The sequence below is a fragment of the Streptomyces durmitorensis genome, from assembly GCF_023498005.1.
Classification (GTDB): domain Bacteria; phylum Actinomycetota; class Actinomycetes; order Streptomycetales; family Streptomycetaceae; genus Streptomyces; species Streptomyces durmitorensis.
The window spans coordinates 3,515,736-3,530,457 of the sequence record NZ_CP097289.1 but is presented as its reverse complement, the minus strand read 5'-3'; the positions used below and the strand labels follow the sequence as shown (position 1 = coordinate 3,530,457).

The following is a 14,722-nucleotide window of genomic DNA, read 5'->3' as shown; positions in this document are numbered from 1 at the left end:
TTACCCGGCCATTGTGTCGTGCGGCTCCTCGTCCCCGGCGGGGTGTTCCCTGTTATCCATCACACCCGCCCCGCATGGGCACGTGAGATGCGGTGGCACCGGCCGTGCATGCCAGTCGAATCCGGGCGCGGACGCCTCCCAGCGGACCCCCGCGCTCACCGGCTCCGCCCCGTCGAGGAAGGCCAGGGCATGCGCGGCGGCAAGGCCCGCGACCGTGGTCGACAGCGCCAGGTCGCACGCGGTGACATGGCGCGCACGTCCCGAACGCCACTGCGCCAGCATGCGTGGCCAGGTGGGATCCCGATCCGCGCGGTCAAGCGCCAGACAGCCCGCGCAGGCTGTCGCCCCCGGCAGGACGAGCGGCCCCACCACGCCGGTTCCTTCGATCACGCCCGCATAGAGATGAGGTGTCCCCGACGAGACGAGCGGCTCGGCGGTGACCGGGTCGGGGGCGTGGGCGTCGAGCCCGTCCCGCGGGGCGATGATCACGAGGGAGAGACCCGGCTCCGCTTCCCCCTGCGTCCCCGCCTCCCTCCGGCCCCGACGAGGAGGCCTGTCCGGAGCCGCTTGCCGCACGACCCGCTGCGCCGCCGCGTCCCTGCGGTCGCCGACCGCGTCGGCGGGCAGACCGCCCGGCGCCACGTCCCAGGGCTCGACGACTCCGCCCTCCATCACATCGACCTGCCCCACGCCCGCCCCGGACAGGACCGAGGCCACCACCGCCCCCACCCGGCCCGCTCCCCGCACCTGCACCCGCATCGCGCGGCGCGCCGCCAGTCTCCTCATCCCGTCACCCGGCCCGGGAGTCACGACGGACAGGGAGGCCAGATCCGGACGCAGCCGGTCCATGGCCGCGACCCGCTTGCGCAGGGCGTCGGCCGCCGCGCCGCCGCCCGTCGCGTCGTCCAGGAGCCCGGCCCTGGACAGCCGCCGCACCAGCTGGTCCACGTGACCGTCGGGCAGGCCCATCCGCTTGCCCTCGTCGCGCAGGAGCGGCAGCCCGCGTGTCCCGTCCAGGAGCTGGAGAAAGCTGCCCGTCGCCGTGTCCACCGGCCCGAGCACCAGGGCATGGGCGGGCGCCACGCCGAACTGGATCGTGTTCAGATCGCGCCAGCCGCGCCGCAATGCCGGTTTCAAGATCGGATGCATGGTCGTCCCCCGTGGTCATCCGGCGCTGTCGGTCCCCGTCCGCATCGCCGGTCGACAGCCAGAATGCCCGCCCCGGCCGACAGCCGCGGAGCGTTGTCCACAGGCAGGGGGTATTCGTCGTACTAATCGATCGCACGGGGAGCGATACCCCGCCGAACCGTCCCGGAGGCGGGACTTCCCCCACGCCCAGCGGGTAACGTCGGGGCGTGCCCGCCGACCCACTGCACCGCGCCGGAAACCCACAGCGCAGCACGACCAGCCCGCCGTCACCCGGCTCGGGGGCGAGCGCGGTCGAGGTCAGACGGAGCGCCCGCCGGCGCAGAACGGTCTCCGCGTACCGAGAGGGCGATCGCACCGTCGTGCTCATCCCCGCCCGCATGTCCGAGGCCGAGGAACAGCGCTGGGTCAACGTCATGCTCGACAAGCTCGCGGCCCAGGAGAGCAAGCGGGTCCTGGGCGACGCGGAACTCTCCGAACGCGCCGAGCGTCTTTCCGAGCAGTACTTCGACGGCCGCGCCAGGCCCACGTCCGTTCGCTGGGTCACGAACCAGAACACCCGGTGGGGCTCGTGCACCCCGTCGGAGGGCAGCATCCGCCTTTCGCACCGGCTGCAGGGCATGCCCGAGTACGTCGTCGACTACGTCCTCGTCCACGAGCTCGCGCACCTCCTCGTCCCCGGGCACGGGCCCAACTTCTGGCAGCTCCTCGAGGCGTACCCCCGGACGGAGCGGGCTCGTGGGTACCTCGAAGGTGTGGTCGCGGCCGACCGGCTGCCCCATCTGCCCGCCGCCCGCGACGAGTGAACTTCCGCCGCGTCGGGAGGTTGTGTACCGGGTCTGTACCGGCTTGGTTCGTTGTCGGACTTTCCGGTTAGCCTGACGCGACGCATTTACATTCGGGATGGGGGACGGTCGTTACGTATGGCCAGGGAATTCCAACGCGGCCACAAGGCCAAGATCAGTGACCTCACCGCGGGCACCGATCTGTACGTAGGCGTGCAGATCTCCGCCCCCGGACTGAGCTTCGACATCAGCTGCTTCGGCCTGGACGCGGACGAGCGCCTCTCGGACGACAGTTACTTCATCTTCTTCAACCAGCCGAAGTCGCCCGAGGAGTCCATCCAGCTCCTCGGCGCGCAGGCCGGTGACACGGAGTCCTTCCGGGTCACGCTCGACCGGATCCCGTCCCGGATCAAGAAGCTGTCGTTCACCGCGACGATCGACGGCGCCGGGCAGATGTCGCAGGTCGCACCCGGCTACATCCGGATCGTCGCGGGCGGCGAGGAAGTGGCCCGCTACTCGTTCAACGGCGCGGAGTTCTCCACGGAACGTGCCGTGATGCTGGGCGACTTCTATCTGAAGGACGTCTGGCGGTTCGCCGCGATCGGTCAGGGCTTCGACGGCGGTCTCGACGCGCTCCTGAAGAACTTCGGCGGCGAGGTCGCCGAGGAGGAGCCCGCGCCGCAGGCACCGCAGGCCACCGGCGCCCCGTCCTTCGCCCCGCCCGGACAGGCCGCCGCGCCGCCCGCGTTCGGCGCCCCCGCGGCACCCGCGCAGACCCCGGCACCGGCCCCCGCGCCCGCTCCGGCCCCCGCGCCCGCCCCTGCTCCGGCCCAGAATTTCGCGCCGCCGCAGGGTGCCACTCCGCCGCCCGCCCCTGCTCCCGTGGACCCGTCGGTGCACGCGGCGCAGACCATCGTGGCGCCGATGAACCAGCCGCAGGGCGGCACGATGCCGCCCCCGCCGGCCCCCGCGCCGTACGGACAGCCGGGACAGCCCGGCCAGCAGCCGCCGCAGCAGCCGCAGTTCGGCCAGGTCCCCGGCCAGTCGGCGCCCCCGCCGCCCGGTTACGGCCAGCAGCCCAGCGCCCCGATGCCTCCCGGCTACGGCCAGCAGCCCGGCCAGCAGCCTCCCGGCCAGTTCCCCGGTCAGCCCGCCGCCCCGTCCCCGTACGGAGCTGGCCTCCCCCAGGGTTCTCCGCAGGGCGGCGGTGTGGCCGCGGCCCTCGCCGCGTACCGCGAGGCCCCCACCGGGCAGCGCTGGACGCAGCAGAACGAGAAGATGGTCCGCGTCGACCTCGGCGTCAGTGAGCAGGCCGTGCTCGCCCGGCAGGGCAGCATGGTGCTCTACCAGGGCAAGGTCGAGTTCAGCTACAAGGGCGCGGGCTTCGCGGGCCGCGTCGTGGGCAACGCGACCGGCCAGGAGATGCAGCTGATGCGCTGCTCCGGCCGAGGCCAGGTCTTCCTCGCCGAGCAAGCCACGCATCTGCACCCCATCGAGCTCCAGGGTGACGCGATCTGTGTCTCCGCGGAGAACGTCCTCGCGTTCGACGAGACGCTCCAGCACGAGGTGCGCAGGATCGAGGGGCACGGCATCCCCGGTGGCGCGCTGTTCGTGATGCAGTTCCAGGGCAGCGGCACGGTCATCGTCAAGACGCACGGTGTGCCCGTCGTCCTGCCCGTCACGCCGACGACGTTCGCCGACTGCCAGTCCGTGGTCGCCTGGTCGGCGGCGGCCCAGGCGATCGTCTCCAGCCAGGTGCGAGTGCGCAGCAACGCGTACGCGGGCTCCACGGGGGAGAGCGTGAACCTCCAGTTCCGGGGCGCTCCCGGCAACTTCATCATCGTCCAGCCGTACGAGGTCTGAGGGAGCCCGTCATGAATCAGCAACTCGCGGGCTTTGCCCCGGCGCCAGTCGCCGCCCGTATGGAGAACCATGGCAACCACATGCTCAAGGTGGCCATGCAGAGCGGAAACGACCTCCTCGCGCGCGTGGGGTCGATGGTCGCCTACGAAGGGTTCGTCACGTACGAGCCCAATCCTCCCGCGGTCCGCCAGATCGCCAAGGAGTGGATGACCGGCGAGGGCGCACCTCTGATGAAGTGCTCCGGAGACGGCCTGCTCTATCTCGCCGACTACGGAGCCGATGTCGTCGTCATCAACCTGGCGGGCGACTCGCTCTCGGTGAACGGCACGAACCTCCTCGCCTTCGACACGTCCCTCCAGTGGGGCGTCGAGCGGGTCAAGGGGATGGCCAAGTTCGCCGGGCAGGGCCTGTGGAACATCAAGATCTCCGGTCAGGGCTGGGTGGCGCTGACCTCCCGCGGCACCCCGATCGTCGTCGACTGCGGCCGCGGCGAGGACGAGACGTACGTCGACCCCGACGCCCTGATCGCCTGGTCCCCGAACCTCAAGGTCAAGGGCAAGCGCAGCTTCAAGGCCGGTTCGCTCATCGGGCGCGGCAGCGGTGAGGCCTACCAGATGGGCTTCTCCGGGGAGGGCATCGTCGTCGTACAGCCCAGCGAGGACAGCACCGACCGTCTCCGAGCTCGGGGCTGAGGGGGAGCAACACACCATGCAGAGCCCACTTTTCGCGCACACCGAGCAGCAGACTCAGGAGCGCTACACCGTCCAGAACCCGCAGCTGCTGCGGGTCGCCCTCCAGGGCCACGACGACATCCTGGCCCGCAAGGGCGCCATGGTCGCCTACCAGGGTCTGATGGAGTTCGACGCCGAGTACCAGAGCCAGGGCAACCAGCGGGCCCGCGCGCACACCGGCGAAGGCCTCGACCTGATGCGCTGCCACGGTCAGGGCACGGTCTATCTCGCCAACCTCGCCCAGTACATCCACGTGGTGGATGTTGACCAGGACGGTCTGACCGTGGACAGCAGCTATGTCCTCGCGCTCGACTCGTCGCTGACCCATCAGGTCATCGCCGTCGACAGCCAGTACGGCATCTCCGGGTCCGGCAAGTACCAGCTCAACATCACGGGTCGCGGCAAGGTCGCCCTGATGACCTCGGGCCAGCCGCTGATGCTCCAGGTCACGCCGGACCAGTACGTGAACGCCGACGCCGACGCGATCGTCGCCTGGTCGAACGGCCTGCGGGTGCAGATGCAGGCCCAGACGCACGCGTCGGGCGTGTGGCGGCGCCGCGGCAACACCGGTGAGGGCTGGGAGCTCAGCTTCATGGGCCAGGGCTACGCCCTCGTCCAGCCGAGCGAGTTGCTGCCGCCGCAGAACGCGGTCCTCGGGCAGGGCGCCAGGGCTCAGTACGGCATGGGCCAGCAGGGCGCTCGGGGGCAGAACCAGGGCAACGTCTGGAGCTGAACGATCGCTCTGCGCCTGGTCTGAACGGGTAGGACAGGAGCGTGGGGAACTGCGGGCCGGTCGTGGCTGGTCGCGCAGTTCCCCGCGCCCCTTACGGGGCGCCCCTGGGGCGCCTCTTAGAGCCGCGCCCTTGTTGCTTCCAGCAGGCGCACCACCGACTCGTCGGCCACCTCCGCGACCTCGTCGTACGCGAACCAGCGCAGGTCCAGTGACTCGTCGCTGATCGCCTCGACGGCGTCCTGCGGGGCCAGCGCCGCGTACTGCACGTCGAGGTGCTGCGTGCAGGGTCCCGGGATCGGGTGCCGGTCCAGGCGGACGGGGCCGCCAGGGAGAAGCGTCAGGCCCGGCACGCCGGACTCCTCGGTGGCCTCGCGCAGCGCGGCCGCGGCCAGCGTCGGGTCACCCGGCTCGCAGTGGCCGCCCATCTGGAGCCACATCCGCAGCTTCTTGTGCAGGGTCAGGAGCACGCGCCCGCGCGCGGGGTCGATGACCAGCGCGCTGGCCGTCACATGGCCGACCGTGCAGGCCTTCCACATGCCGTCATCGGCGTGGGCGGCGAGATGGTCCAGGTAGTACTGGCGCAGCTCTTCCTGGGTCGCGTCCTCGTAGCCCTTCAGTACGAGGACCGCGTCGTCGTGAAGGCTCACTTGTCGCTGTCGCCCTTGTCCTCGCCCTTGGTGTCGCCGTCGCTTTCGGGGTCCTTCTTGAGGTCCGGCTTGGCGGAACCGCCGCCCGCCGCCTCGCCGAGCATCTTGTCCAGCTCGGAGAAGTCCACCGGCTCGTGGTGCACGAAGCCGTCCGGGTCGTCCAGGTCCGATGCCGTCGGCAGCATGTCCGGGTGTGCCCACAGGCCGTCACGTCCGTCCACACCACGCGCGTCCGTGAGCGAGGCCCACAGGCGCGAGGCGTCCCGCAGCCTGCGCGGGCGCAGCTCGAGGCCGATGAGCGTGGCGAAGGTCTGCTCGGCGGGGCCGCCCGTCGCGCGGCGGCGGCGCAGCGTCTCGCGGAGGGCGTCGGCGGACGTCAGGCGGGGCTTGGCCGCCGCGTGCACGACCGCGTCCACCCAGCCCTCGACGAGCGCGAGAGCCGTCTCCAGGCGGGCCAGGGCGGCCTTCTGCGCGGGAGTGTCCTCCGGCTGGAACATGCCCTGCTGGAGCGCCTCCTGCAGCTGCTCGGGATTCTGCGGGTCGAGCTGGCCGACCACGTCCTCCAGCTTGGCCGTGTCGACCTTGATGCCGCGGGCGTACCCCTCGACCGCGCCGAACAGATGCGAGCGCAGCCACGGCACGTGGGCGAAGAGGCGCTGGTGGGCGGCCTCGCGCAGCGCGAGGTAGAGCCGGACCTCCTCCTGCGGGACGCCCAGGTCCTTGCCGAAGGCCTCGACGTTCACCGGGAGCAGGGCGGCCTTGCCGGCCGGGCCGAGCGGCAGGCCGATGTCCGTGGAGCCGACGACCTCGCCCGCGAGCACGCCCACGGCCTGGCCGATCTGCTGGCCGAACATGGCGCCGCCCATGGAGCGCATCATCCCGATCAGCGGGCCCGCCATGGCCTGCATCTCCTCGGGCAGCACGTCACCCATGGCGAGGCCGACGCGCTCGGCGACCGGATCGACCAGCTCCTTCCACACCGGAAGGGTCGCCTCGACCCACTCGGCGCGGCTCCAGGCCACGGCCACGCCGGATCCTGAGGGCAGCGACGTCGCGTCGTCGAGCCACAGGTCGGCCAGGCGGATGGCCTCCTCGACCGCGCCGCGCTCCGTGGGACCGACGCTCGCGTCCTTGGTGCCGTCGGGCGTGCCCTGGGAGACGGTCTGGCGGGCGATGTCCTTGGCCATGTCCCAGTTCACCGGGCCGCCCTCGTACGAGAGCATCTGGCCGAGCTGCTGGAAGGCGGCGCCCAGGTCGTTCGGGTTCATCGAGCCGAACATCGCGGCGAAGGGATTGTCACCGCCCTGGCCGCCGGGACCGCCCGCGCCGGGCAGGCCGCCGAAGCCGAACGGGTTCCCAGGGCCACCACCTGCACCCTGTCCCCCTCCGGGGCTGTCCTTCTTCTTGCCCTCGTCGCCGTTCTCCGGCTCCTCCGGCGGAAGGCCGAATCCGAATGGGGTGTCACTCACGGGATTCCTCGGCTCGTCAGGCCGCCGGTACTGTTCCGGCGGCGGCTGCCCTACAACACCACCCAGCGTAGACACCGTGACGGGATAGGGCCTCAGTGCTCCGCCGACTCATGGCCTGCGGCAGGATGGATGCCACCTGGTACGTACGCGTCATTCGCGTATCTACTGAAGACAACCGCTGGAGACGCCCGGTGAGTTCCCCAGATCCACAGGTTCGCGCAGCGCGAAACCTTTCTACCCCGGCCCCCGTACGCGGGCCCGTGGTCGCCGTCACCGGCGCCGCGTCCGGCGTGGGCGCGCTGCTGACCGAGCGCCTGGCCGCGTCCGAGGAGATCAAGCAGGTCGTTGCCATCGACGAGCGGCGGGGCGAGTGCGCCCAGGCCCAGTGGCACATCCTGGACGTCAGGGATCCGGCCATCGCCGAGAAGCTGCGGGGCGTGGACGTCGTGGTCCACCTCGCGCTCGATCTCGACCTGGAGACGGACGCCGCCGCCCGTACGGCGTACAACGTACGCGGCACGCAGACCGTGCTGACGGCCGCCGCGGCGGCCGGTGTCCACCGCGTCGTGCTCTGCACGTCGGCGATGGTCTACGGAGCCCTGTCCGACAACGAACTGCCCCTCTCCGAAGACTCCGAACTGCGCGCCACCGCGGAGGCGACCGGCGTCGGTGACCTCCTGGAGGTCGAGCGGCTCGCCCGGCGCGCTCCCCGTGCGCACCCGGGCCTGAACGTCACCGTGGTGCGGCCCGCGGTCCTGGTGGGCGGCACGGACACCGCGCTCACGCGGTACTTCGAGTCGCCCAGGCTGCTCGTGGTGGCGGGCTCGCGTCCGGCCTGGCAGTTCTGCCACGTCGAGGACCTGTGCAGCGCCCTGGAGTACGCCGTCCTGGAGAAGGTCGACGGGGAGCTGGCCGTCGGCTGCGACGGATGGCTGGAGCAGGAGGAGGTCGAGGAGCTCAGCGAGATCCGCCGCATGGAGCTGCCCTCCACGGTGGCCCTCGGTGCGGCGGCCCGGCTGCACCGGATCGGTCTCACTCCGTCCCCGGCCGGTGACCTCGCGTACACGATGTACCCGTGGGTGGTCAGCGTCAGCAGGCTGCACGACGCGGGATGGCGGCCGCAGTGGACCAACGAGGAGGTCCTCGCGGAGCTGCTCGAAGAGGTCGCCGGGCGCCGGACCGTGGCGGGACGCAGGCTCGGGCGCAAGGACGCGACGGCCGCGGGTGCCGCCGGTGCGACGGTCGCGCTCCTCGGCGCGGCGGCGGTGGTGCGGCGCGCGCGGAAGGCACGCCGCCGGATCTGAGTCCCCCGGGATCCGCCGAGCGCCCGGTGCACCTGTAGAGAACTCCAACGCGGCACGCGCGCGTGCCGGGCGAAAGCGCTATTCCGTGATGTCCGTGCCGTGCGGCACCATGGCCGCATGGCACGCACCACGAACGAGCACCCCGGCGAGCAGGCCGCACAGGACCCCATCCGGCTCCTGGCGATCCGTGACGCACCGCTGTCCCTGGACGAGGTCTTCCGGGCCGTCGGCGACGACGCCGCGGGCGGCACGGCGCTCTTCGTGGGGACCGTGCGCAATCACGACGGCGGTGCGGACGTCGACGAGCTCGGCTATTCGACCCACCCGACGGCCGAGGCCGAGATGCGCCGGGTGGCCGAGAAGGTCGTCGGCGAATATCCGGTGCGTGCCCTGGCCGCCGTCCACCGCGTCGGTGACCTGGCGGTGGGCGACCTCGCGGTCGTCGTGGCCGTCTCCTGCCCGCACCGCGCGGAGGCCTTCGCCGCCTGCCGCAAGCTGATCGACGACCTCAAGCACGAGGTGCCGATCTGGAAGCATCAGCGGTTCGCCGACGGGAAGGAAGAGTGGGTCGGCGCCTGCTGATCTCTTGCCTCCTCCGCCAAGCCAGTTGGCCCAAGAGTCTCCGGTTGCGTAACCCGACCCCTGGCGTGAGCGTTGACGCAGCGGATGGTTAATCTGCTGATCAGTCAGTTGCGTTCGCTCATGGGGTCGGGAGGTCGACATGGCATCACTTGCCTGGTTGCTGATTCCGTTTGCGGCAGCTGTCGGTGCGGGACTGTGGGCCGCCTTGGCGGCGCGCAACCGCAAGTCGGGCAAGACCGGTGACAACACCGAGCTCAACGGCTACGCGGCCTTCCGCGAGGCGATGGAGAAGTCCCACTCCGGCACGTGAGGCCCGCCGGGCCCCGTACGGACTGGCCCCAGCGGTGCACTGACAGGCAGGTCCCGTACTGTCGTTCCATGCCACGCCGCACCGCGACGATGCTCGCCTCCACCCTCATGCTGATCGCGCTGCTCTGCGCCGGAGTGCTCATCAAAGTGCCGTACTCGGAGATGTCCCCGGGTCCCACGGTGAACACCCTCGGCGACCACGGCGGCGAGCCGGTGCTGCAGATCTCCGGCCGCAAGACCTACCCGACGACCGGTCACCTCAACATGACGACGGTCCGGGTCACGAGCGCCGACTACAACATGAACATCGCCGAGGCCGTGTACGGATGGCTGGCCCACGACAACATCGTGGTGCCGCACGACACCCTCTACCCGGACGGCAAGACCGAGCAGCAGTCGACCCAGGAGAACGCCGAGGAGTTCAGCCAGTCCCAGGAGAGCGCCAAGGTCGCGGCGTTGCGGGAGCTGGACATCCCGGTGAAGTCCCAGGTCGTCGTCTCCACCGTCTTCAAGGACAGCCCCGCGGAGGGCACGCTCCACGCGGGCGACGTCATCAAGAAGGTCGACGGCACGCCCGTGAAGGAGATGACGGACGTCGCCAAGCTGGTCACCAAGCACAAGCCGGGCCAGGACGTCGTCTTCAGCGTCGTCCCCGTCAAGGAGGCGGCCGCCGCCGAGAAGGCGGGCAAGGAGCCGACCCGGACGGAAGACGTCAAGATCACCACGGAGAAGGCGAAGGACGGCCGGGCGATCGTCGGCATCCAGGCGGGCACCGATCACACGTTCCCGTTCACCATCGACATCAAGCTCGCCGACGTCGGCGGCCCCAGCGCCGGACTGATGTTCGCGCTCGGCATCGTCGACAAGCTGACCCGGGACGACCTCACCGGCGGCAAGTTCGTGGCCGGCACCGGCACGATCGACGACAAGGGCAAGGTCGGTCCGATCGGCGGCATCGGGATGAAGACGGTCGGCGCGCGCGCCAAGGGCGCCGAGTACTTCCTGACGCCGAAGGACAACTGCGCCACGGCCGCCAAGGACGTCCCGGACGGCCTCACGCTGGTCAAGGTGGACACCATCGACGACGCGGTCGACGCCCTCGCCGACATCCGCAAGGGCGACACCGCGGACCTGCCGCAGTGCACCGCGAAGTAGCGGCCGCCCCCGGAGCAGAAGGAAGGGCGCGGGCGGGGACGAACCCCACCCGCGCCCTGTGAAGAAGCCGAAGCCGCGGTGACTGCCCGGCGGACGGAGCCGCGGTGACTACTCGGCGAACGTCGCCGCCAGCGCCTCCGCGAGACCCGGAACCAGGTCGGACCCCGTGAGGACCTCGGTCGGCGAGTCCTTCTCACGCAGCCGCAGGGCCGACTCACGCGCCCCGTCACGGAGCACCGCGACCGTCATGCGGACCTCCTGGCGGTCGGGGTGCTCGGCCACCCACTTCGCGAGCTGGGCCTCACCGAGCCCTTCCGGGACGGACGTCTCGGCGGACGGCGGCAGCATCAGGCGCTCCACCGTGAGGGCGCAGCCCACCACGGCGTCCGGCCAGGCGATGGTGCCGAGGAACTCGTCCAGCGGCTTGCCCGCCGGGATCTCCTCCTGCTCGATGGGGGTGAGGGCGGTCTCCTCGGGGGAGTTGTCGAGGCCGAGCTGCGTGGCGAGGCCGGGTTCTTGGGTGCGGAGTCGCGCCGTGTCGACGAGCGCGAAGAGGCGCGCGGGCTGGTCCCAGCCGAGGCCGGACGCGTACTCATCGATCTCGAGCACGGCACGGGTGAGGGGGCTCGCTGCCATGGGAGTGTTGGACATGGTCACAATCCTGCCTCGTTAGTCCCGAGAAACGGGAACCGAGTAAAGCGTAGGTAAGTTGCATAGGTGTGGGTCCACGATCACAGGACCCTGACGGACCAACAGAATCAACATCGAACTTCGAGGTGCGCACCTTGGCTTTCCAGATGCCGGACCGCGGCGGAGGCCCGACGGGGCCACGGATCAGAGTGGGCCGACCGTCCCGTCGCGTCCGGACCCTGCTCATGACACTGGGCATCCTGGCCGTTCTGGCCATGGTGTTCGTCATGTTCGCGGGGTTCTGGACGGACTGGCTGTGGTATCGCTCGGTCAACTATTCGTCGGTCTTCACGACGACCCTGTGGACCAAGATCGGCCTGTTCTTCGTCTTCGGCCTCCTGATGGCGGCCGCGGTCGGACTGAACATCTGGCTGGCGCACCGGCTGCGCCCGCCGCTGAGCGCCATGTCGATGGAGCAGCAGAGCCTCGACCGGTACCGCATGAGCATCGCGCCGTACAAGAAGTGGCTGCTGCTCGGCATCGCCACGCTCGTCGGCCTGATCGCCGGAGCGTCGGCAGCGGGCCAGTGGCGCACATGGCTGCTGTGGGTGAACGGCGTCTCCTTCGGTCAGAAGGACCCGCAGTTCCACCTGGACGTGTCGTTCTTCGCGTTCGACCTTCCCTGGTACCGCTTCCTGCTGGGCTTCGGCTTCGCGGCCACGGTGCTCTCCCTGATCGCCGCGGCCCTCACCCACTACCTGTACGGCGGGCTGCGGATCACCAGCCCCGGCGCGCGCGCCACGGCGGCCTCGACGGGGCACCTGTCGGTGCTGCTCGGCGTCTTCGTGACGCTCAAGGCCGTGGCGTACTGGCTCGACCGGTACGGCCTCGCGGTGAAGTCCAGCGACTTCAAGGCGACGGGCGACTGGACGGGCCTTCGCTACGTGGACGCGAACGCGTACCTGCCGGCGAAGACCATCCTGTTCTGCATCGCCGTCATCTGCGCGCTGCTCTTCTTCGGGACGCTGTGGCGTCGCACCTGGCAGCTGCCGGTCATCGGCTTCGGCCTGATGGTCCTCTCCGCCATCCTCATCGGCGGTCTGTACCCGGCCATCGTGCAGAAGTTCCAGGTCCAGCCGAACGAGCAGGCCAAGGAAGCGCCGTACATCGAGAAGAACATCGAGGCCACGCGCAACGCGTACGGCATCAGCGGTGTGAAGCCCGAGGACTACAAGGGCGCGGGCAAGGCCGACGAGGACCCCAAGAAGAAGCGCGACGACGCGGACTCGGCCGCCAACTACCGGCTGAACGACCCGAACATCGTCTCGCCGACGTTCCAGCAGCTGGAGCAGGAGCGCGAGTACTACCGCTTCCCGACGACCCTGGACGTGGACCGCTACAACGGCCAGGACACCATCGTCGGTCTGCGTGAGCTCAGCCTCGACAAGCTGGACAAGCGCAACTGGATCAACGACCACTTCGCCTACACCCATGGCTATGGAATGGTCACCGCCAAGGGCACGGAGACCGAGAAGGGCTCCAAGGGCGCCCCGGACTTCACGGAGTCCGGCCTGCCCACCACCGGCAACCTCGGCCCGTACGAGCAGCGGATCTACTACGGCGAGAAGACCACCCAGTACTCGATCGTGGGCGGGCCCCAGAAGGAGCTCGACTACGAAGAGGACGGCGGCGGTCAGAAGACCTACAGCTACAAGGGCGACAGCGGGGTCAACCTCTCCAACCCGATCAACCGCGCCGCGTACGCCGTGTCCTTCGGCGAACCGCAGATGCTGTACTCGGGCGCGATCGGCGAGGGCTCGCGGATCCTCTACAACCGCACGCCCAAGGAGCGCGTCGAGTCGGTGGCTCCCTGGCTGACCATCGACGGCGACACGTATCCGACGGTGGTCGACGGCAAGATCCAGTGGGTCGTCGACGCCTACACGACGAGCAACGGCTATCCGTACGCCTCGCGGACCACGCTCGGCGACACGACGGCGGACTCGCTCTCCGAGTCCGACGACGCCCGCGCGGTGGTGGCCCAGCAGAACCGGGTCAACTACATCCGCAACTCGGTGAAGGCGACCGTCGACGCGTACACGGGTGAGGTCAAGCTCTACACCTGGGACGAGAAGGACCCGGTCCTCAAGACCTGGAAGAAGGCGTTCCCGGACACCGTCAAGGACAAGGGCGACATCCCCAAGGCCCTGATGGACCACCTGCGCTACCCGCAGGATATGTTCAAGGTGCAGCGCGAGCTCCTGACGCTCTACCACGTCACGGACCCCGGCCAGTTCTACAACGCGAGTGACGCGTGGCAGGTGCCGAACGACCCGACGAAGAAGGACAACAGCGCGGTCCCGCCGTACTACCTGTCCATGAAGGCGCCGGGTCAGGCACAGCAGCAGTTCTCGCTGACGACGACGTTCACGCCCAGTGGACGGCCCAACCTACGGGCCTTCATGACGGTCGACGCCGACGCCAGAAGCAAGAACTTCGGCACGATGAAGCTGCTGAGAGTCACGGGCGACGTGGACGGCCCGGAACAGGTCCAGAACAAGCTGAACTCGATGACGGAGGTCGGCAACTTCGTCCGGGACATGAAGGGCGCCGACTCCGACGTCCTCTACGGAAACCTGCTCACCGTGCCACTGGACGACGGTTTCCTCTACGTCGAGCCCGTGTACGTACAGGGACGCAAATCGGCGTATCCGCTTCTGAAGAAGGTGGCGGTGTCGTACGGCACGGAGACCGCGTTCGCGGACTCCCTGAGCGACGGCCTCAACCAGGTCTTCGGTGCCGAGGGGACCACCAAGCCACCGGCCGACGACGGTGACACGGATGAGCCGACCGAGCCGCCCAAGACGAACGACCCGACGGTGCAGGCTGCCCTCGACGACGCCCAGACGGCGTTCGAGGACGGGCAGACGGCCCTGAAGGACGGCGACTGGAAGGCCTACGGCGAAGCCCAGGAGAAGCTGGAGGACGCCCTCCAGCGGGCCGAGGACGCCCAGGCCGCGGCGGACAAGAAGGCCGACAAGAGCGCGGACAAGAGCGGGGACAAGAACGGCGACAAGAAGGGCGGCTGACCAGCTGCGAAACACCCCCTCCGCGCCGTGGTACGGTTTGAACACAACGGCGCGGGGTGGAGCAGCTCGGTAGCTCGCTGGGCTCATAACCCAGAGGTCGCAGGTTCAAATCCTGTCCCCGCTACTAGAAGATGAAGGCCCGGATCCTTATCGGATCCGGGCCTTCGTCGTGTGTGGGTGGGGTCCGTGGCGGCGTGCGCTGGTCTGTGCGAACCGTGCTCCGCCCGAGGGGAGTTGGGGAAACTGTGTTTCACTTATCTCTCTGTGGGCATGTCGACA

Annotated in this window: 13 protein-coding genes and 1 tRNA gene; 10 read left to right on the top strand and 4 right to left on the bottom strand. The window is 69.8% G+C overall.

Annotated features, from left to right (window positions below; all coding sequences use genetic code 11):
• The gene (locus M4V62_RS15660) at nt 1-1,149 is read right to left on the bottom strand and encodes a ThiF family adenylyltransferase (RefSeq protein ID WP_249587877.1); all 1,149 of its coding nucleotides are present in this window, start codon (nt 1,147-1,149) and stop codon (nt 1-3) included.
• Between the two features lie 206 nt (nt 1,150-1,355).
• On the opposite strand from M4V62_RS15660, the gene M4V62_RS15655 reads away from it, so the two are divergent.
• The 4 genes from M4V62_RS15655 (at nt 1,356) to M4V62_RS15640 (ending at nt 5,258) form a co-directional block, all read left to right on the top strand.
• Nucleotides 1,356-1,952 (top strand): M48 metallopeptidase family protein, encoded by a 597-nt coding sequence (locus M4V62_RS15655; protein ID WP_249587876.1) that lies wholly within the window; start codon nt 1,356-1,358, stop codon nt 1,950-1,952.
• A 117-nt stretch (nt 1,953-2,069) separates the two neighbouring features.
• A complete protein-coding gene (locus tag M4V62_RS15650) occupies nt 2,070-3,794 on the top strand; it encodes a TerD family protein (RefSeq protein WP_249587875.1) in 1,725 nt (574 codons plus the stop codon).
• An 11-nt stretch (nt 3,795-3,805) separates the two neighbouring features.
• The gene (locus tag M4V62_RS15645; RefSeq protein WP_249587874.1) at nt 3,806-4,486 is read left to right on the top strand and encodes an AIM24 family protein; all 681 of its coding nucleotides are present in this window, start codon (nt 3,806-3,808) and stop codon (nt 4,484-4,486) included.
• A 16-nt stretch (nt 4,487-4,502) separates the two neighbouring features.
• A complete protein-coding gene (locus M4V62_RS15640) occupies nt 4,503-5,258 on the top strand; it encodes an AIM24 family protein (protein ID WP_249587873.1) in 756 nt (251 codons plus the stop codon).
• A 116-nt stretch (nt 5,259-5,374) separates the two neighbouring features.
• On the opposite strand, the gene M4V62_RS15635 is transcribed toward M4V62_RS15640, so the two are convergent.
• Nucleotides 5,375-5,905, bottom strand: coding sequence for an NUDIX hydrolase (locus M4V62_RS15635; RefSeq protein ID WP_249587872.1), 531 nt, complete (start codon nt 5,903-5,905; stop codon nt 5,375-5,377).
• Complete coding sequence (locus M4V62_RS15630; RefSeq protein WP_249587871.1) at nt 5,902-7,374, bottom strand: zinc-dependent metalloprotease; 1,473 nt, start codon at nt 7,372-7,374, stop codon at nt 5,902-5,904. The genes M4V62_RS15635 and M4V62_RS15630 overlap by 4 nt, the downstream gene beginning before the upstream one ends.
• 191 nt (nt 7,375-7,565) lie before the next feature.
• On the opposite strand from M4V62_RS15630, the gene M4V62_RS15625 reads away from it, so the two are divergent.
• From M4V62_RS15625 to M4V62_RS15610, 4 genes are all read left to right on the top strand, one after another.
• Nucleotides 7,566-8,678, top strand: coding sequence for an SDR family oxidoreductase (locus M4V62_RS15625; RefSeq protein WP_249587870.1), 1,113 nt, complete (start codon nt 7,566-7,568; stop codon nt 8,676-8,678).
• A gap of 117 nt (nt 8,679-8,795) precedes the next feature.
• Nucleotides 8,796-9,260 carry a molybdenum cofactor biosynthesis protein MoaE gene (locus tag M4V62_RS15620; protein WP_249587869.1) on the top strand — a complete coding sequence of 155 codons (465 nt, stop codon included), beginning with the start codon at nt 8,796-8,798 and terminating at the stop codon, nt 9,258-9,260.
• A 139-nt stretch (nt 9,261-9,399) separates the two neighbouring features.
• The gene (locus M4V62_RS15615; protein WP_249587868.1) at nt 9,400-9,570 is read left to right on the top strand and encodes a hypothetical protein; all 171 of its coding nucleotides are present in this window, start codon (nt 9,400-9,402) and stop codon (nt 9,568-9,570) included.
• A gap of 68 nt (nt 9,571-9,638) precedes the next feature.
• On the top strand, nt 9,639-10,724 hold the full coding sequence (locus M4V62_RS15610; RefSeq protein ID WP_249587867.1) for a YlbL family protein: 1,086 nt from the start codon (nt 9,639-9,641) through the stop codon (nt 10,722-10,724).
• A gap of 108 nt (nt 10,725-10,832) precedes the next feature.
• Here M4V62_RS15610 and M4V62_RS15605 read toward each other — a convergent pair whose 3' ends face one another.
• Nucleotides 10,833-11,375 (bottom strand): PPA1309 family protein, encoded by a 543-nt coding sequence (locus M4V62_RS15605; RefSeq protein WP_249587866.1) that lies wholly within the window; start codon nt 11,373-11,375, stop codon nt 10,833-10,835.
• A gap of 146 nt (nt 11,376-11,521) precedes the next feature.
• On the opposite strand from M4V62_RS15605, the gene M4V62_RS15600 reads away from it, so the two are divergent.
• Together M4V62_RS15600 and M4V62_RS15595 are read left to right on the top strand one after the other, a co-directional pair.
• Entirely contained in the window at nt 11,522-14,443 is a 2,922-nt protein-coding gene (locus tag M4V62_RS15600; protein ID WP_249592849.1) for a UPF0182 family membrane protein, read from the top strand.
• A 50-nt stretch (nt 14,444-14,493) separates the two neighbouring features.
• Nucleotides 14,494-14,567, top strand: a tRNA-Met gene (locus tag M4V62_RS15595).
• Nucleotides 14,568-14,722 lie beyond the last annotated feature (155 nt).

Excerpts from the sequence above, each read along its gene's own strand:
- M4V62_RS15605 (WP_249587866.1), bottom strand. The coding sequence starts at position 11,375 with ATGTCCAACACTCCCATGGCAGCGAGCCCCCTCACCCGTGCCGTGCTC.
- M4V62_RS15620 (WP_249587869.1), top strand. The coding sequence starts at position 8,796 with ATGGCACGCACCACGAACGAGCACCCCGGCGAGCAGGCCGCACAGGAC.
- M4V62_RS15640 (WP_249587873.1), top strand. The coding sequence starts at position 4,503 with ATGCAGAGCCCACTTTTCGCGCACACCGAGCAGCAGACTCAGGAGCGC.
- M4V62_RS15660 (WP_249587877.1), bottom strand. The coding sequence starts at position 1,149 with ATGCATCCGATCTTGAAACCGGCATTGCGGCGCGGCTGGCGCGATCTG.
- M4V62_RS15610 (WP_249587867.1), top strand. The coding sequence starts at position 9,639 with ATGCCACGCCGCACCGCGACGATGCTCGCCTCCACCCTCATGCTGATC.
- M4V62_RS15645 (WP_249587874.1), top strand. The coding sequence starts at position 3,806 with ATGAATCAGCAACTCGCGGGCTTTGCCCCGGCGCCAGTCGCCGCCCGT.
- M4V62_RS15615 (WP_249587868.1), top strand. The coding sequence starts at position 9,400 with ATGGCATCACTTGCCTGGTTGCTGATTCCGTTTGCGGCAGCTGTCGGT.
- M4V62_RS15650 (WP_249587875.1), top strand. The coding sequence starts at position 2,070 with ATGGCCAGGGAATTCCAACGCGGCCACAAGGCCAAGATCAGTGACCTC.
- M4V62_RS15600 (WP_249592849.1), top strand. The coding sequence starts at position 11,522 with ATGCCGGACCGCGGCGGAGGCCCGACGGGGCCACGGATCAGAGTGGGC.